This window comes from Bacillus sp. AFS037270 (assembly GCF_002585305.1).
Genome location: NZ_NUNF01000080.1, coordinates 1 through 18,600, shown reverse-complemented (window position 1 = coordinate 18,600; position 18,600 = coordinate 1). Strand labels below are relative to the sequence as shown.

Annotated in this window: 19 protein-coding genes and 2 pseudogenes; 5 read left to right on the top strand and 16 right to left on the bottom strand. The window is 35.5% G+C overall.

Annotation, left to right across the window (positions count from 1 at the left end):
• Positions 1-54: 54 nt before the first annotated feature.
• From COD92_RS27815 to COD92_RS33500, 4 genes are all read right to left on the bottom strand, one after another.
• On the bottom strand, positions 55-1,077 hold the full coding sequence (locus tag COD92_RS27815) for a DUF3231 family protein (protein WP_098533135.1): 1,023 nt from the start codon (positions 1,075-1,077) through the stop codon (positions 55-57).
• 284 nt (positions 1,078-1,361) lie between these two features.
• Entirely contained in the window at positions 1,362-2,237 is an 876-nt protein-coding gene (locus COD92_RS27810) for a LysR family transcriptional regulator (protein WP_098533133.1), read from the bottom strand.
• A 43-nt stretch (positions 2,238-2,280) separates the two neighbouring features.
• Positions 2,281-2,985, bottom strand: coding sequence for a cysteate racemase (gene cuyB, locus COD92_RS27805; RefSeq protein WP_098533132.1), 705 nt, complete (start codon positions 2,983-2,985; stop codon positions 2,281-2,283).
• 738 nt (positions 2,986-3,723) lie between these two features.
• Positions 3,724-3,888: a hypothetical protein gene (locus COD92_RS33500; protein WP_368731456.1), complete on the bottom strand. Its 165-nt coding sequence runs from the start codon at positions 3,886-3,888 to the stop codon at positions 3,724-3,726.
• Positions 3,889-4,379: 491 nt separating this feature from the next.
• Here COD92_RS33500 and COD92_RS27800 point away from each other — a divergent pair, with 491 nt between their 5' ends.
• From COD92_RS27800 to trmL, 3 genes are all read left to right on the top strand, one after another.
• On the top strand, positions 4,380-5,384 hold the full coding sequence (locus tag COD92_RS27800) for a DUF3231 family protein (protein WP_098533130.1): 1,005 nt from the start codon (positions 4,380-4,382) through the stop codon (positions 5,382-5,384).
• 270 nt (positions 5,385-5,654) lie between these two features.
• Positions 5,655-6,266 (top strand): DUF6241 domain-containing protein, encoded by a 612-nt coding sequence (locus COD92_RS27795; RefSeq protein WP_098533128.1) that lies wholly within the window; start codon positions 5,655-5,657, stop codon positions 6,264-6,266.
• Positions 6,267-6,576: 310 nt separating this feature from the next.
• On the top strand, positions 6,577-7,047 hold the full coding sequence (gene trmL / locus COD92_RS27790) for a tRNA (uridine(34)/cytosine(34)/5-carboxymethylaminomethyluridine(34)-2'-O)-methyltransferase TrmL (protein WP_098533126.1): 471 nt from the start codon (positions 6,577-6,579) through the stop codon (positions 7,045-7,047).
• Positions 7,048-7,275: 228 nt separating this feature from the next.
• Here trmL and COD92_RS27785 read toward each other — a convergent pair whose 3' ends face one another.
• The 9 genes and pseudogenes from COD92_RS27785 to COD92_RS32550 form a co-directional block, all read right to left on the bottom strand.
• Positions 7,276-7,983 (bottom strand): aspartate/glutamate racemase family protein, encoded by a 708-nt coding sequence (locus COD92_RS27785; RefSeq protein WP_098533124.1) that lies wholly within the window; start codon positions 7,981-7,983, stop codon positions 7,276-7,278.
• 155 nt (positions 7,984-8,138) lie between these two features.
• Positions 8,139-8,804: a TerC family protein gene (locus COD92_RS27780; RefSeq protein WP_098533122.1), complete on the bottom strand. Its 666-nt coding sequence runs from the start codon at positions 8,802-8,804 to the stop codon at positions 8,139-8,141.
• 337 nt (positions 8,805-9,141) lie between these two features.
• Entirely contained in the window at positions 9,142-10,236 is a 1,095-nt protein-coding gene (locus COD92_RS27775; protein ID WP_098533137.1) for an MBL fold metallo-hydrolase, read from the bottom strand.
• A gap of 257 nt (positions 10,237-10,493) precedes the next feature.
• Positions 10,494-11,345 (bottom strand): aldo/keto reductase, encoded by an 852-nt coding sequence (locus tag COD92_RS27770; RefSeq protein WP_098533120.1) that lies wholly within the window; start codon positions 11,343-11,345, stop codon positions 10,494-10,496.
• A gap of 74 nt (positions 11,346-11,419) precedes the next feature.
• Positions 11,420-12,469: an AraC family transcriptional regulator gene (locus COD92_RS27765; RefSeq protein ID WP_098533118.1), complete on the bottom strand. Its 1,050-nt coding sequence runs from the start codon at positions 12,467-12,469 to the stop codon at positions 11,420-11,422.
• 197 nt (positions 12,470-12,666) lie between these two features.
• Positions 12,667-13,399, bottom strand: a pseudogene (locus COD92_RS27760) (SDR family oxidoreductase).
• Positions 13,400-13,460: 61 nt separating this feature from the next.
• Positions 13,461-13,811, bottom strand: a pseudogene (locus tag COD92_RS33100) (cupin domain-containing protein); the annotation flags it as partial.
• 114 nt (positions 13,812-13,925) lie between these two features.
• Positions 13,926-14,267 carry a carboxymuconolactone decarboxylase family protein gene (locus COD92_RS27750; protein WP_098533116.1) on the bottom strand — a complete coding sequence of 114 codons (342 nt, stop codon included), beginning with the start codon at positions 14,265-14,267 and terminating at the stop codon, positions 13,926-13,928.
• A gap of 84 nt (positions 14,268-14,351) precedes the next feature.
• Complete coding sequence (locus tag COD92_RS32550; RefSeq protein WP_255286841.1) at positions 14,352-14,642, bottom strand: hypothetical protein; 291 nt, start codon at positions 14,640-14,642, stop codon at positions 14,352-14,354.
• Positions 14,643-14,911: 269 nt separating this feature from the next.
• On the opposite strand from COD92_RS32550, the gene COD92_RS27735 reads away from it, so the two are divergent.
• Positions 14,912-15,829 (top strand): AraC family transcriptional regulator, encoded by a 918-nt coding sequence (locus COD92_RS27735; RefSeq protein WP_098533114.1) that lies wholly within the window; start codon positions 14,912-14,914, stop codon positions 15,827-15,829.
• Positions 15,830-15,909: 80 nt separating this feature from the next.
• Here COD92_RS27735 and COD92_RS27730 read toward each other — a convergent pair whose 3' ends face one another.
• The 3 genes from COD92_RS27730 to COD92_RS33090 form a co-directional block, all read right to left on the bottom strand.
• On the bottom strand, positions 15,910-16,524 hold the full coding sequence (locus COD92_RS27730; protein WP_176541441.1) for a nucleotidyltransferase family protein: 615 nt from the start codon (positions 16,522-16,524) through the stop codon (positions 15,910-15,912).
• 357 nt (positions 16,525-16,881) lie between these two features.
• A complete protein-coding gene (locus COD92_RS33095; protein WP_255295301.1) occupies positions 16,882-17,073 on the bottom strand; it encodes a hypothetical protein in 192 nt (63 codons plus the stop codon).
• A gap of 199 nt (positions 17,074-17,272) precedes the next feature.
• Positions 17,273-17,845, bottom strand: a complete 573-nt coding sequence (locus tag COD92_RS33090; RefSeq protein ID WP_255286839.1) for an MFS transporter — start codon at positions 17,843-17,845, stop codon at positions 17,273-17,275.
• A gap of 395 nt (positions 17,846-18,240) precedes the next feature.
• Here COD92_RS33090 and COD92_RS27720 point away from each other — a divergent pair, with 395 nt between their 5' ends.
• Positions 18,241-18,498: a hypothetical protein gene (locus COD92_RS27720; protein ID WP_098533110.1), complete on the top strand. Its 258-nt coding sequence runs from the start codon at positions 18,241-18,243 to the stop codon at positions 18,496-18,498.
• Positions 18,499-18,600: the final 102 nt, after the last annotated feature.

Here is an 18,600-nt window from a genome sequence, read left to right as displayed (position 1 = left end):
CTTTTCTAAGGTTACAGAAGTTAATTTTCATGGTAGTTGAACAAGATAACTTTTTTATTTAGTATTTTTCAATTCTCTTCTATTAATACTTTGAGGAGGTCGTTCAAACCACCCGTTATTTATCATAATACTCGCACCATCTTCTGCAAAGGAGCCGGACTCAGCAAGCATCTTAGCATATTTTAACGGAAGATCGTGTCTTAAAGTCAGTGACATAGAACCCCCATAATTTGCAATACCTATAGAAGATATTGCTCCTACTAAGAACATCATTAATTTTTCAGAGTATGGCGGCGATGTAGATTTTGTTACTTCTGTACCCCAAGCTTTTGGAGCAGGTATACTACTTTCTGTAAGAACATTGTTTAAAATATTAATAAATTTTCTCGATATTTCCTGTCCCTTAATAAAATAATTTCTTATTTCAGGTGTATGAGCAACTTGACTGAAACCGATTAAAATAGTCATTCCTAGTTGATTATTATACAAATTTAAATATAAATGAGAAACTTCTTGGGACGTTAATGTTCTTCTTTCCCCAAACCAACCTCTTAAAAAACTCTCCTTTTCAACAAACACTGGTTTTTCATTTTCATAATCTAAATATGGTGGTTTTATATATATACCTTTATTTAGCATTATATTAGTAACTCTTTGTTTCAATTCAACTGATTCATAAATTGCCTTGCTGAAAAAATCCACGGTATCTTTACGTGTACTTAATTGTAAAGCCATTCCGTAGTTGGCCAAGCCCCCTGCTCCCATATTTAGTAAAAAGTATAGATAAAAAATATCCGAAAAAAGGCGAGGTGTTTTTTTATTTACATCCTGTTCTATACTGAAACCGATTGGGACGAAATAATTCTCTAATAAGAAAATTTCCCTAATTTTATCAATATGTTTTCTTGAAATATTTATTGCAAATTCAATCTCTCCTCTAGCATCGATATCCTCTACGGCTTCAAGAAAATGTTCGAAAATGCAAACAGCTGCACTATCGCTCATATATGTACTCCAGAGTGATGCGATTTCAGCTGAAGTTAATTTAATTTTTATATCATTTTTTTCTTCTTCCAAAACAAAGCCCCCAAAATATTTTTTGGTTATATTATCTTCCTTCGCCTCTAATTTATAAGTGATTTTGTAATTTTTAGGAAGAAATGAGCGGATCTATTCTTATTCCACTAACCTGCTTCGTTAGTGACAAAACAAAAAAGCCACCCAATTGGCAGCTGGATCTTGAACTCTTGCACCTGTTAGTTTAATTGAAATATTTCACAATCTTTCTTTTGGTTAAGAATTTATAAATTTTTTCAGTATCTTTGCGGGATTTTCCCACAAATGATTGACACATTATTCTTTTATTGTTTTTCAAACATCATAATTTTTAAAAAATCCATAAAAACAGATTTAGGTTTACCTTTTAAATAAATAAAGTCAATACTAATATTCGTTTTCACAGGAGGAGTCATTTCTACTCTAAATAACTCTTCATTTTCTATTTCTTTTCTTATACAATGCTCAGGTAAAAAGCTAATGCCCAGACCTTGTAATACTAAATTTTTAGCCGTTTCCATATGATCAACTTCTACATATATATTCGGATTTACACCATTACTTTGAAATAGACGATGTATGATAAGCCAATCGATTGATCCATAATCAAAAAAGATTAGAGGCTGTTTACTTACATCCTCTACTGTTACTTTTTCTTCTTTTAAAAAAGAATGATTGGAAGGTACAACAAGGCTAATAGGATCATTGTAAAGACGAATTGATTCTACTTGAGGGTGGGTATCTGTTCGTATGATACCAAAGTCAACCTCTTTGTTAATGACCTTGTGTAAAATATCTTTAGAATGTCCTGTAATAATTTTGATTCTAACATCCTTAAACTTAGATTTAAAAGCTGGCAAAATATCAGGGAGAATGTTGTTGGAAATTGACAAAGCACTCCCAAGCACTAGCTCAAAAGGTACAGTTACTTGTTGTAATCCGTACTTTGCTTCCTGATAAGATTGAAGAATTTTTTGTGCGTGTGGAAAGAAATATTCTCCCTTTTCAGTTAGAGAAATTTTGTTTCCATTTCGATGAAAAAGCTTTAAATTAATTTCACGTTCAAGGGATTGAATACGTGCTGTTACAGAAGGTTGAGTTAGATAAAGAGCCTCTGCTGCTTTATTGAAACTACCTAATTGACAAACATAAATGAAGGCTTCAATATTTTCAATATTCATATATACTGCTCCTTACTTTAGTTCACCATTGCGTATACCTAATTTACCCGATTGCTTCTGCTGATTCTGTCTCAGTAGCTGCTTTAATTGCCGATTTGGCTAAAATTTCTGTTGGGTCAATGATAACAATATCTTGGGATGATTTAATTACAAGAGGAATCTCTGTACAACCTGCTATTATAGCTTCTGCTCCTCTTTTTATTAATTTATTAGCTACTTTCGAAAGGTATAAACGCCCTTTCTCTAAATCACTCCCTTTAATAGCATATATTCCTTCCATCACTTCTTTTTGCATTTGCATATCAGGCTCAATGACATTAATATTATAGGATTGACAACTACGTTGATACAGTTTTGTATTTATAGTTCCATCAGTTGCTAACAAACCTACATTTCTAATATTATTTACGTGTAAAAAGTGTGCTGTTTCTAAAGGCATATGTAGAATCGGGATATTAACAGATTTTTTTATTGATTTAAAGTAATAGTGAGCAGTATTGCAAGCCATTACCAGAAAATCCGCTCCTGCATTTTCTAGTCTTTGTGCTGATTGGATAATAAAAGGAGTAGGATCTGTGCCTTTTCCCAAAATAGCTGTTGTTCGATCAGGTATTTGTGAATAATTGTCCGCGATAATATGGATATGATCCTGGTCTTTCTTTGCAGATGTATAAAAAATAATTTTATTCATTAAATCAACAGTTGCTAATGGTCCCATTCCACCAATAATCCCAACTATTTTTTTCATTTTTTTCACCGCTTTATTATAAAAGTTTTAATAAACTGATTTTTACTTTATTATAATTTTTATAATAGGAGCTGAGTTATAGAAATAATCTATACACGGATAGAAACAATAAATTGATAACCTTGCTAATGATAAAGCTTCGTTTGAAATAAGTTTATTTACCGACTTTCCACTGAAACATTTCCCTTCAAATTCTCGAACGACTTCTTACAAACCATTAATAGTTAACCTAAGTTATGTAGCAGCCCTCATAAAGTCCATCCGAACTGTTTTCTATACCTTGTGAAGTATTGTACTTGAACTAACCTCCCCGGTCGTATTATAAGGTCACCAGATATTTCTGGTTGACCAATTTTTTATGGTCTTATTATAGCAGTAGCCAGGGAAGAACGTAACTGCCCGTAGGGCTTCTCCCCCGTCAGCTAAACGGTTCGCCCCCTACTAGTAGAAAAATGATTGAGGCTGGTTGGGACTTTGATCTCGTATAACAAGTGAAGCTGTGACACTGCATGGAGGAAATAGGGGTACTGGCAAATTACCTGTTCAGGAGGAGGATTTAGAAATGAATCCAGTCATTGGTCTGGATATAAGAGCTGGCTGCCATTTCCGGCTTTGTGTTTATTCTACTAAAAGGTTAGTACAATTTGAAATAAGAAAAAAGACTAACTTTTTTGATTTTTAAGCTAATCTTTATATTTCCCATATTTTTAAGAGTGGTTGTGATAAGGAATAGTGATCCTAATCAGAACTTGATTCATCATCAGCTGGGTCAGGCACACCAGTTATCTGCGGTTCACTATTGTTAGAAATCGTGCTATTAGTAATAGTGAATGTACCAGGAGGAATATTCGCTATAGCCCCACCACTCGCAGCGGTGTTTCCAGTGAACGTACTTCTTGAAATGGTAGCTATTCCATTACTTCATATCTTTAAATTATGACACCTAAAAATAAAAAATAGCCGATTTCCAAATGGAATCGACTTCAAAAATATTCTTCAACAAAAGTACCCTTTAGTTTAAGTGCAACTCTTCACAATATATTAAACATAATTCATCATGATATAAAAAAAAGTCCCTACTGTTAAATGCAGAAGGACTTTAAATGTGATTTACAACTGATTCTTTTTTCTTATTAATTCATCTCTATCGGATGCCATTGGAGGCTGTTCCAACCATCCATTTTTAATCATGAGATTAGCTCTATCTTCAGAATACATCTGAAGGATAGCCTGGTATACATTGCACTAATATCTCCTCTAGGATTTTGACTAACAGTTGTACCATAAACTGAGGGAGTTCAACAAGAAACTCTACTAATAATCTAAAGGTTTAAGTCCAAAGAAATGCATACCTATTTCTGTATTAGTAAAAGATACTGAAGAGGTGAGAACAATTGGAAAATGATAATTTAAAACTTACATCTTCCGAAATAGGAACACTATGGGGGGAGTATGTCAACGGAACAATGTCCGAGATAGTAAATAGGTATATGATTTCTATTTTAGAAGACGATTCCATAAAAAAAGTTTTTGAAATAGCCATAGAGACATGGGAAAAGCAAAAGATGCAGCTTGTTTCCTTCATTGAGAAGGATGGATTTCCAGTTCCCATTGGATTTACTGAGTCCGACCTTAATAAAAGTGCAGAGAGATTGTTTTCTGACACATTCTGCTTAAATTATTTACATATTATGTCTATACATGGTTTGTTGGGTCACGCAACTGCTTTTAGTGTTTCAGTAAGAAAGGACATACGGGAATTTTACAATTCATGTGATAATGATGCAAAAAGTATGTACGATTTAACCATTGAGTTATTGCTAAAAAAAGGAAAATTCCAAAGAGACCCCTATTTTTATCCTAACGAGAGCCCTGAATTTATTTCTACTAAAGATTTTACAGATGGATTCTTCGGAAAAGGCAGACTTTTATCTGCTTCAGAAATAATCAGTATTTCTCTTAACATTAAAAAGGGCATAATGGCAAAAGCTCTATCAATCGGATTCAGTCAAGTCACAGAATCGGCGGAAGTAAGAAAGTTTTTTGAGGAATTAGAAAAAGCCGCAGATGAAAACCTACAAGCCCTTTCAAAAATTATGCACAAGGATAATTTGCCAGTTCCAATGTCGTGGGAATCAGAGGTTACAACGTCAAAAGACTCTCCTTTTTCAGATAAATTAATGTTGTATCATATGGGTTTCTTGGCTCAAACTGCACAAGTATATTACGGGACAGGTCTAGCAGGAGCCATGCGAACAGACCTAGCTGTAGCTTACGAAAAAGCAATTATAAAATCATTAAGAATTACCAAAAACTGGTTCGATATTATGGTGAAAAACAAGTGGTTAGAACAGCCACCACTTGCTCCAAATAGAAAAGAACTTGCACAAGATAAATAAGATATACCCCTCATTAGTGAGGGGTATATTTTTAATTAGCTTCTTAATTTAATGGATAATTCCAACATAAAGTAGTTATTCCTTCTTCAACTAAACTCCCTCTATATAGAAAGGAAAATCGCATATTTTATATACTGATCCATTGAGACAGGAACATTAATTAAGTTCAAAACTATTTCTGAATTTATAGGATGGTACTGTGGAGAAAACATATGGTAAACTAAAGAAATGACTTTCCACAGAAAGTTGTAAATTTACGGGGGAGCATCAATGAAAAAGAATTTAATTGCAGCAGGACTTGGATTAGCATTAGTGATCGGAGGAGCATACGAAATTTTCTCTTACAATAGAGATAAAACTGAAGAGGCAACAACCGTTCCTACTAAACCTAAAGTTAGTAAGACTGAAGTAAATAAAACGGAAACAGCTACCACAACTGCTACTCAACAAGTTCCTAAAATTAGCAAAGCTGAATTAGATAAAGCAGAAAAAAACTTTTATAAAATAGAGAGTAATGTGAAGAATGATGACATCTTCTACTACGGAATGATAACGATAGCTCTTCAGAAGCTTGAGTTTAGAGGAGAAGAAAACTATCGTATTCCACTAACAGTGGATGTTAAAAGAATACAGTTTGACCGAGCTAACCTTCAATATTTGAAAAACAAGGCAGTTGAACTAAAAGCTTCCGAACCTTATCCAAGGATCTTAGATAAATGGTTAAAAGGTGACTTCTCTAATTTCGAAGATGACTATCTGACAATTAGGGATTTAAAAGGTGACCATACTGAGCCAAGCGAAAGTCCAGTATTGAAAGTAAGAACTACTGAAGAGGAACAGAAATACATCGAGCATTCTTTGGTAAGGAGGGATTACAAATAAATATAAGAGATTGGCAATAAGCCATACGGATAGGCTCTGGGTCCAACCAGGGCTTATTTTTTTGACTTATATAAAATCAATATTAAAAAATGAACCTAAGGTCGAATGCCATTTGGTCGAGGATGGACCACTGCTAAACGTATTGAAGGCTTTTCGCCGCAAACATTAGAAGCATATTTTTAGCAATAAAATAGCAAGGCAGTCAAGATACGCGCTTTTTTTCACTCTTGCTCCAATTAGCGTAAGTACATATCTTCACAATCTGTATGCTATAATTTGGAGGGTAAAATAAAGATAGAGGTGACCATTCTTGGCAATACATGTTGTACTATATCAACCTGAAATTCCGGCTAATACCGCAAATATCGCACGTACTTGTGCCGCAACGGAAACAGCCTTGCATTTAATCCGACCACTTGGCTTTTCAACAGATGAAAAGATGATAAAACAATCTGGTTTAGATTTCTGGCATCTTGTAAACATAACGTATTATGACTCATTGGATGACTTTTTTTCAAAAAATCAAGGTGAGTTTTACTATATTGAGACGTTTGGTGAAAAACCACATTCATCCTTTGATTTCAGTGATGTATCAAAAGAACATTATTTTATGTTTGGAAAAGAAACAACCGGTTTACCAAAAGATTTACTTAAAAAAAATAAAGATCACTTTTTGAGAATACCAATGAATGATAATGTTCGATCACTGAACCTTTCGAATACAGCTGCTATATTGGTATATGAGGCTTTGCGCCAGCAAGGATTTCCCAATTTAGGATAAAAAAATCTTCCGTCTTGGAAGATTTTTTGTTTGATTCTCCATACAGAAATATTGTGCTGATCAACGAATCAACGCACACGTCAGTTCACCATTTATTGTCCCTTACGAACTCCCATCCTTAATTTTTTCATTTAATTAGTATTTCTTTTTATACTTGACCGTTTGTGGAACAAAAAAAGTCGTCGCAGCGACTCTTATTAAACATATGCCCTCTATAGTTCAATGAGGTCAATTTGTTTTGTCCAAAAAAATGGTATTGACAATCTTATGAATGTGAATTTCTGCGGTATTTAATGAATGGATATTTAAATCCTCATTTTTAATTATCATAGGAAGTTCTGTGCAACCCAATACGATTCCTTGTATACCGTCTCTATTAATCATTTGATTGATTATACTTAAAAAACTTTCCTTTGTTTCCTTGTTCACGATGCCATTTTCTAATTCTTCAACAATTTTTCTATGGATGTATTCCTGTTCCGATTGGTTGGGTACTACCATCTCTATGTTATTAGAAATAAATGGTTTTATAAAAAAATCATTCTCCATCGTAAACTTAGTTCCAATAAGACCAATCTTCCTTAATCTTAAATCCTGAGCTTTTAAGTATGTTTCTTCTACAATGCTTATCATAGGCACTTGGACTTTTTGTTGAATTTGTTCAAATACAATATGTGGTGTGTTTCCACACATTACCACAAAGTCAGCCCCAACACTTTCTAATTTTTGAACAGCATCCGTTAGGTAATTAATTACCTCTTCTGTCTCTCCGTTCATAAGCAAATTAAACATCTTGTACATATTAATACTATTAATAAAGAGTTCTGGTAAAACTTCTTTACTACCAATCTTTTCTTGAAATTTATAGATTATTGATTGGTAATAATCTACTGTTGCTTCTGGTCCTATGCCTCCAACAATTCCAACCTTTTTCATGCTATCAGTCCCTTATCAGGTATTATTAAATATTAGTATATGTTAATTAGAATTTTGATTTGAGTCAATATTTCGACGACAAAAAGGTTTAGTTTTAATCTTGATTGTTTATCTTACATTCTTATTTTATTAACCCGCATCCGTTTCAATTTTTCTTAACTAGCTGTTTTTATCTTATTAGTTAAATATCCAAAACCAATGACAAGAACAGCACTAGCAGTAGGAATCAATAAATGTAAATCGTGTGGAAGAATATACTCAAATTTTGGTTCTCCAACCATCATTTCACCTGCTGTCCAAGCTAATATTCCAGCACCTACATATGAGATGATTGGATACTTTTCCAATGCTTTTAATATTAATTGGCTACCAAAAACAACTAGAGGAATACTAACAATAACTCCAATAATTATACCGGCTATATTTCCTTCAACCGCACCAGCAATAGCTAGGACATTATCAAGGGACATTATTGCATCCGCAGTAATAATTGTTTTTACAGCGGAAATTAAACTTGAAGCTCCTTCTCTATGATTGTCTTCATCATCATCATCTATTAGAAGTTTTATGGCAATATACACTAGAAGAAGACCACCTACAAAAGTTACGAAAGGTAAGCCAAGTAGGTAAACAATTGCTATTGCAAATATTAATCGTAAAATAATAGCTCCAAATGTTCCCCAAAATATTGCTTTCTTTTGTTGCTTCTTTGGAACATTACGTGATGCCATTGCGATTACAACAGCGTTATCCCCACTTAATACAATATTGATTAAAATAACCTCCAAAAGAACCGCAAAAGACAAACCAAAAATCTCCAAAATATTCACCTCTGGAATTAGCTAACTAAGTTATTATATTAATTTGAGGTTAAAAAAAAGACCGGATTTGTGATATTCTGCAATTCTTTACCACTGTTAATACTGACACTTTCCTTAAACCGTTACGACCTCCTGCTTTTGAGTTATCTACCATATTTTGTTCTGCAACTGTTATAACTGTGTATTGATTCCCATTTTCAATATACCAAAGCTCCGATGACAAGACGTTTGCGATGTCTACATTGTGGAATTTATAACGATATCTTTCAAATTTCTATTAAAACAAGGAGCAGTTGTCTTAAACAAATTGCTTCTTGTTTTGTAATTATTTGCCAAATTAATTTTTCCACCATGATGAAACAGGAACAGACAACCTTCCATCCAATTGAACAGTTTCACCAATTTGTGGAGCGATAAGATTCACATCACTTTTCTTCGCCGCGATTAATGTTCGTTCAATTGGTTCTGTCCAACCATGATTCGCAAGTGTAAAGGCACCCCAATGCATTAACATCATATGCTTGCCTTTTACATCTATATTAGCCTGAACAGATTCTTCCGGAAACATATGAGCCCAAGACCAGCGTCTATCATATTGACCACCTTCTATTAATGCAATATCAAAAGGTCCGTATTTATCGCCAATTTTCTTAAAATGTGCATCATAACCACCATCTCCACTGGTATAGAAACGTGTTTGTTTCCCAAGAATGACCCAACCACCCCAAAGGGTAGTATCTCTATTAAAAATCCCTCTTCCAGAGAAATGTTTAGATGGAGTTAATGCAATGGTTAAACCTTGAAACTCAGTTTCATCCCACCAATTAAGTTCTGTAATTTTTTCTTTTGCAACCCCCCATCGAATCAAATGATTACTTACACCGTAAGGAACGAAGAAATGGCCGACCTTGCTCTTTAGCTTTTTTATAGATTGATAATCTAAGTGGTCGTAATGATCATGCGTAATAAAGACAGCATCTATAGGCGGCATCTCTTTAATCATATCCAACATATCTTTACTGTAGCGTTTAGGTCCTGCAAAAGAAATGGGTGAAGCAATTGGGCCTAGCATAGGATCTATGAGTATCTTTTTATTATCAATACTAAGTAAAAAAGCAGAATGCCCAAACCAGGTTAAACTATCTTCTTTACTATTAATTTTGTTCCAATCAATCTCAGAAACAGGAACCTGACCAGAAGGATTGCGGTCTTCTCCTGCTGAAGTAGAATCTTTAGATATGGAAGTGTTAGATTCATTCCCATTTAACTTTGTACTTCCCTCATAGAAAAATTTACCCTCTGCATAATTTTTAAACTTACTATTTACCTCTTTTTGTTCTTTGCTGGGGTTTCCTCCGAATGCTGGATATATGGTTATAAATAATAAGATGAAAACACAAAATAAAACTAAAAAGATGAATAAATAAATCATTATTTTTTTCATCATTCCTTTCCTAACCTTTGGTGCAACGTTCTCGATTATTTTTTGTGTGGCAGTATTTTCTTTTGAGTTTGACATTTTCTACTCCTCCTTTCATTTCTAGGATTCTTTCCATGTATTAGATTTTATAAGCTATGCTTTGTATGCCATAGCTAAGGCTCTATGGTTTAAATAATTTCAAAAAGAAGCCGCCCCAAAAATTTAGGGCAGCTTTGTTTATAAAAATTTTCCTTTTGTTCTAAAGAGTTTTAAATATCAAGTTCACGAGTACCGATCCATTTCACCATTGCAGGGTCTCTATGAGAGAAGAATAGACTTTCTTTGGTGTCTAACGTAGCGATTCGGTCTAAATCCTCTTGACTTAATTCAAAATCAAATATATTGAAGTTCTCGATGATTCTTTCCTTACGAACAGACTTTGGAATCGCAACGACTCCTCTTTGTGTTAACCAACGTAAAACCACCTGGGCAACTGATTTATTATGCTTTTCGGCTATTGATACTAAAATTTCGTTCTGGAACATGTTATTTTTTCCTTCAGCAAAAGGTCCCCAAGACTCTATCTGAACATTGTTCTCTTTCATAAAGTTATAACTTTCGTTTTGTTGATTGAAAACATGTGTTTCAACCTGGTTAACTGCAGGAACAACTTCATTATGAATGATTAAATCAATCAGACGATCTGGATGGAAGTTGCTAACTCCAATTGCTCTAATCTTCCCCTCGCGGTACAATTCCTCCATTGCACGCCAAGAACCGTAAACATCGCCAAATGGCTGATGAATTAAATACAAATCCAAATAATCTAACTGCAATCTTTCCAGCGATTTTTCAAATGCTTTCTTTGTGCGTTCATAACCTGTATCCTGAACCCATAATTTCGTAGTAATAAACAATTCCTCTCTAGGCACACCGCTACGCTTAATAGCTCTGCCGACCGCTTCTTCATTTAAATAAGAGGCAGCGGTATCAATCAGACGATAGCCTGCTATAATAGCGTCGAAAACAGCTTGTTCACATTCTTTTTCATCTTGAATTTGAAAGACTCCAAAACCGAATATCGGCATTTCAACACCATTGTTTAAAGTAACTTTTTGCATAAAATGTTCCTCCTGTTTTATAAAAATTAAGTTGTAATTCACTTATAGATTTATTGGAAACTACTGTACTATCTTTAGTGAATAAACGGAAAATCTTGACTGCCTTCTCTTATGCCTAATTGTTCAGCACGCCAATTTGCAGGTGTATCACCCTCCCAAAGTCGAAATGCACGGTAAAACGAGGTCTTGTCTTCATATCCAAGTAGAAATGCCACTTCTTTTATATCGAGCGATGGGTCTGCAAGATACTCCCTTGCCTTCTCACGTCTTGCCTCCGACAACAGGTGCTTGAAGCTTGTACCCTCGTTAGTGAGTCGGCGCTGTAAAGTACGTTCGCTCAATCCCAACTCTCCTGCGATTATCTGCACATCAGGGCGTCCCCCATCTAGGCTGCGTTTTATAATCCACTTGACGATCTCGGTCATTGATTTGCTGCGTTGCTTATCGTCCAGAGATTTTTCTAGTGCAGGAACTAGTATGTCTAGTAGCTCCTCATTATACGTAACAAAGTGGCGATCCAAATCACTTCGATGCAGTATCAAACGGTTGTTAGTTGCGCCGAATTTGACGCCACTTCCGAAGTAATCTTCAAGAGCCCTCACGCCCCCCAGTGGGTTCGGTTGCGAAAATTCAACTGACTTAGCAGGAAAACGATGACCTGAGCCTATCCTTCCTAGCTGCAGCAGAGATGCAAATGTCAGATAAACCAAAATTGGTGGTTCAGGCTGCTCAGTATAAAGAAATTCTAGTTCGATGGTGCAGAGTTCTCCATCCTCGGTGACATGAAGGCGTTCGGGAAAACAAAGTTGTTTGTACCTGGCAATTCGACTTAGAGCGTCCCGGTAGTCACGAGCATGATAGGGTGCTAAGACGCTCGGTGGCAGCTGCGCTGGATTTAACTCCGTAATGAGCTTGATTATTCCAACAGCAGTGTCACTCATTAATTCGGATACAGCATTCCAAAGCGCGAAATACTCGGCTGTAGTCACTTCAACCGATTCGGTAAGAATGGTGATCGGCAGCTGTGCTTTGCGAACCACGTCCTGAGCTGAGATACCTAATTGATGAAAGCCCGACCAAGTTGTTACGGGGACTTTTATGAGGTCTAAGGAATGTGCGGTCATGCATAATCGCCTCTTTCTATACTTACACACTAAGCTTTGGTTGTGATTTGTATCTTTCATTGTGGATGTTACAGTTATTATTCTACCTATCCAACATCGTTTTGTAATTAGCAAAGAACGACATAATGTTTGTAAATTACGCCACTTTATGATTGCAGGCTAATGGAAGGTATTCGTTCCTTACAAGTGCAAGTGGATTACCGCTCTTGACTTGTAGGACGAATAATCATCTCATTAATCGCTACATCAGAAGGTTGTTCAATTGCAAATACAATGGCATGAGCTATTGCTTCTGCATCAATAGCACCTTCATACATTTTTTCAATCACTGGTTTAAAATTCATATCTGTAATCGATTCTGTTAATTCAGACTTAACCATTCCTGGCGATATAATGGTGGTACGTATATTGTTGCCATACTCTTCTTTACGAAGACCCTCAGAAATCGCACGAACAGCAAACTTAGTACCGGCATAAACAGCGCTTCCAGCACCAACAAAGTGTCCTGCTACGGAAGTAAGATTAATATGACCTGATTTACGTTCTCTCATCGAAGGAAGCACAGCGGCAATTCCATAAAGAACTCCTTTAAAGTTGACATCAATCATTTTGTTCCAATCATCAATTTTTTTCTGATGAAGAAATGAATTTGGCATAAGTCCAGCATTGACCAATACATCGATTCTTCCAAACTCTTTAAGGGCAACCCCAGCTAACTCTTCCAATTGTTCATGCGAAGTCACATCGGTTACTTTATAAATAGCCTGCCCGCCATTATGATGAATCTCTTCTTGTAATTTCTTTAAACGTCTTCACGACGAGCGGCTAACACTAATTTCGCACCTTTAGATGCAAGTTCTTTTGCAGTTGCCTCACCAATCCCACTAGAGACACCATAATAATGACAACTTTACCTTGAATATTAGATATATTAAACAATATCCTTTCTTAATAAAAAGTAATAAAAAAGCCCACTCTGGAGAAATTCCAGTTATTTTAAATTGTAATATTCCTCGTCTGTTACTGGTTCAAGCCACTCAGGAGGACCGGCTGTTGTCTCAGGGTCAATCGCAAGATGAGCAAACCAACTGTCAGCAGCAGCGCCATGCCAGTGTTTTACATTTGGAAGGATTTCTACCACATCTCAAGGATGTAGTTCCTGTGCTGGTTTTCCTTCTTCCTGATACCATCCTTTACCAGCGGTAACTAAAAGAATCTGTCCTCCTGGATGCTTGTGCCAGTTATTTCGGCATCCTGGTTCAAAAGTTACATTTCCAATTGAGTTTTTCAACAGACTATCAAATGGGACAAGCATTTTAAGATAGCTATCACCAATAAAATACTTTTTAAATGCTTCCTGGGGCTTTTTCGCCTATTGAGAAAATTGCATTTTCAACTTGATTTTTGTTAATTGGCATAAATCATTTCCCTTTCGTAGTAACTTCAAAATTCACAATTATTTTGAAAACACTTCTTTTGCAACCATCATGGCAGACATCGCCTTCGCCCAACCAGCGTAAAAAGCAAGATGAGTTATTGCTTCGATAAGTTCTTCTTCTGAAAGACCGTTTTGTTTTGCTAAATTTAAATGGGATTTCAGCTGTTCTGTATTCCCTCCAGTCAATAAAGAAGCAACGGTAATTAAACTGCGGTCGCGTTTAGAAAGTTCACTACGCTCCCAAACATCTCCAAACAAAACATCATCAGTTAATTCAACAAGCTTTGGAGCGAAATCTCCCAACAATTTCTGTGCAACAGTAGGTTCATTTGATTTTGACAATTCATTCACTTCTTTCATTTTATTTATTCTTCTAATAAGCCGAGAGTTGCTAAACTTGTGTTTGAAGAGGAAATACATGTTGATGTATTTTTTGCACTTCTCCTATTTGTCGATAAAATTTGCGTATTCTGCCGGATACCAATCTCCTACAATTTCAATCTTAGAAAACGCATCGTTTAAATCTCTTATTTCCTCTGTAGACAGCTCAACGTCCACTGCGCCAAGATTTTCCTTGAGGCGATCCAATTTACGCGTGCCGGGAATTGGAACAATCCCCTGATTTCTGGGCAAGCACCCATGCAAGTTCGATTTGAGCAGGCGTTGCGTTTTTGACGCATGGATCAGTGAAATCATTTCTTTCGTGTCTGATGCCGGACCAAAACCATGACTCATTCCCATGCAACCTAGTCCGATAGCAGAAACTCCTAGTCCACTTTTACCCAATTTACGCTTTTGTATTCTTTATCTTCCTTTCTTTCTATAATTGACACCTTAATTCCACGAGTTGTTCATTGTGTTCTTCCTAATTATGCTTCATATAAAAAAGCGAATGGTATCACATTCCTATCAATTGATTGCCTAATCCTATCACAGCTACTTTCGCAATAGGCGAATATGCATTAGAATGAAACTAGCAAGAATCAAGAACAAGGGGGCCTTTTATGTCTGATCAAATCTATAAACAGCAGGTTGAGCTAACTGAACTCATAGAGCGTTATTCAGGACAGGATGGTGTTCACGCGACTGAGGTTCCGTCTTTATATTTTATTCGCCGCTCTCATATTACCGATCTAAATCACAGTGTTTACAAGCCTTCTTTATGCATTATCGTTCAGGGAGCGAAGGAAGTAATGCTCGCTCAAGAGCGCTATAGGTACAGTCCTTCCGATTACCTTGTTGCATCGGTTGACCTGCCGGTTGCAGGGCAAGTTGTGGAAGCTTCTTCCGATGTTCCGTATCTGGCTCTCAATCTTGTATTTACACCGAGTCAAATCTTAGATGTTTTACGTGACTTTAACATTCAAGGTGGAAAGAAAGAGAATGCTAAGCGAGGTATGTTTGTCAGCCCGATGGAGTCATCTATGTTGGATGCCGTCATTAGGTTAGCTCGTTTGCTAGCAAATCCGGACGATATTCCGGTACTTGCTCCTCTATTTACTAAGGAGATTCTTTATAGGGTTCTGCAAGGGCAGCATGGGGGTACGTTGGAACAGATGGCAATAGAAGGAAGCTCTACCCATCTTATCAGAGATGTTATCGAACAGATCATGAATAACTATGATCGCTCTTTTCGGATTGAGGAACTTGCGGAAATAGCAAATATGAGTGTTTCTTCACTTCATAGGCACTTTAAACAAGTAACTGCTATGAGCCCTATTCAGTTCCAAAAACAAGTCAGACTTCAGGAAGCACGTCGTCTGTTATTATCTGAGTCGACAGATGCAGCTGATGTCGCATTCCGTGTAGGCTATGAAAGTCCATCGCAATTCAGCCGTGAATATTCTCGTATGTTTGGTTTTCCACCTAAAGAAGATATAAAGCGCCTGAGAGAGAAATATGACCAAACGATAAACGTATGAATCCCCTTCCTAATGGTAGGGATGAATTTTTATAGTGTTTAACTCGTTGTCATCGAGAAAAAATAGTTATAAAAACCCCTTCAACTGTATCTGAAGGGGTTTTGCTTGTTAAAACGCACACAATAATGAAAAGCTTTCTGGTAATCCTCCTGCGTATCAACATCCATGTTTACTCCTGGGTCATCTACATTCAAGTATTCCCTTTCGTAACCATTAAGGACCGCACGCAAATTACTTTCTGGATTAGTTTCGAGAATTTCCTGTTTCACTTGTTTTGATAATCGGATGGGGTGACCACCTTTATACTGAAAGCTGGGAATCACTACGTTTCCTTTATGTTTTGCTAGTAGCTGAACCGTCTCTTTTTTTACCAGCGGACAATCTCCAGGTGTTAAAAAGAAGGACGAGGCACTTATTTCGTTGCAGCCCTTTTGAATGGAAGAAAACATTCCTAGATCAAAGTTTTCATTAAAAACAAACTTTATTTGAAATGAAAAGGTATTTTTATGGCAGATTTTTGCGATTTCCTCTTCGATGAGTTCCGCTTTAAATCCAGCTACAACAATGACTCTGCTGCATACTCCTTCGAATTTAGAAATCGTTTGCTCCAACACAGACATTTGCCCCAGTGGCAAAGTCATTTTAAATGCATTCGCTCGACTGGAATATCCAGCAGCTAAAACGATCGCTTCCATGCTTTCACCCTTTATCAATCTTTTAATCTTATTCATGTATTAGTATTGAAATTTTATTCCTACACTAGCTTGAATATGTTCTAAAGATGGTAAAGAGGCAATAACGTATCGTCAAATTCTTTACTTTCAGTTTTTATAAATGGATCAAGTTAATTTTGCTTATCCTCTTTTTGACGATAAAACAAAAGCAGAAATATAAAAGAAATGAATGAAAACCTGCATATTTTCTGCTTTTTGATCATATTAGCTCATAAAAAAAAGCACCCAGTTAGTTAAGTACGACCATTCACAAACTTGCCTTTACTTCTTAGCTAGGAAGTTGTTTTGTTGTAGGACTAAACATGTAGCAACTCAGAACTATAGATATAAGCTCAATAGCAAGAATAGCAATCCTCCTAATATAATATTTTGGTTACCCATTCCTGATATAAATAATCCGCCAACGGCTGTACCAAATGTTATCCCTAAGTTTCCATATGATAGAAACAAGCCATTAGCGAAATCAGGAGCTTCTATTGCCGCAGATTTAATCCAGAATTGATTAATCATACCTCCAATAGCAAATAACATTCCCCATTCCAAAACAGTCATAGGTATTGTGGACTTACCGTTAGAAATGACATTACATAAAATATTGCTAATACAATTGGGTATGTGGTTACAGTTTTCAGGGCATTTTTAGTAAGTAACTTTCCACCTACTTGGTTTCCTGCCAAATTTACTAAACCAAGTAAAAATAACACCAAACTTAAACTTTTCCGATATATTTAGTAATCGTTTCAAGGTACTCTGCAATGAAACTATTGACACTAGATTGTGAAGATCCTATAGATACGACAACAGCAATAGTTAACCAATTAATGGGCTTTTTTAATACGCTTACTTTAGTTCCATAAGAAAGTCTTTCTTTAACAGACATAGATGGTACGAATAATAATGTAGCTATGAATGCCATAGCGTTAACAATAGCAAAGAATAACATCGCCATTTCTATGGAAGTTTCACTAGCAATATAATTAGTGAATGGTGAACTAACTAATAAACCTGCGGTTATTCCCAACATTACTTTAGAAATAGCCTTTGGTGCTTCTTCCTTGCTAACGGACGTAGCGGCTACCGTCAAAGCCATCAAACAATAAATTGGATGAAAAAAGGCTGGAATCACACGAGCAATTAGCAAAACTTCAAAGTTTGGTGCAAATATTGAGACAATGTTACCTATAACAAAAATACCTTGTACGAGTAGCATGACCGTTTTACGATTTATTCCTGAAAACAATAAAGGCATGATGTGACCTGATATTGCGACAGCAAGTGTCAAGAAGCTTACTAGCAGACCTGCTTTGGATACACTAATATCAAAGTGTTCAGCAATCTTTCCTCTTATTTTATTTAATTCTCCTAAATAATTGATATATTAACCGCATGTTTTTTCTAACTCATTATTCCAATTCTGTACCGTTTTATTTAAAGTACTTTTTAAAATTTGACTATTATCATCGCTTATCCTTACTTGTCCTTATTTCAAAGCATATATCTGTTTCAAAATAACCTAAATATTCAACTTTAAATGGATATGAAGTTGAGTCAACAACCTTAGCCTTTTTCTTCGTAGTAATAGTTTAGATTTTTTATTAATTTGTTTTTTATTTTAGGATAAACTGACTGTATGTTCCATTTTAAAATCTTTGAAAATTTGAAACAGGGAGAATTTAAATGAAAAACATTATTCAACTTATTTTTTATACAACCATTTCAAGCGTTATATTTGCAATAGTTGAAAGGAAAAAAAGTAAATCATTCTTTAAGAATTTCATTCAAACTTTCTTAATATTTGCTCTGATTTTTATAGTATGTGATTTTTTAACTAAATTTTCAAACATAAATGTTCCTTCTGACCGAAGTGGTTCTTCAATGTTAGCTATTATAATTTTATTAACAACTATCACTTTAGTAAAAATTTTAAAAAAATGATGTATTTTTCATACTCAAGTCTTTTATATTATGCATTATGGGTCTAATGCGACAAAAAATGTCAATCCCTTCATCTACTAATCTCCCTCAATAAAAGAAGCG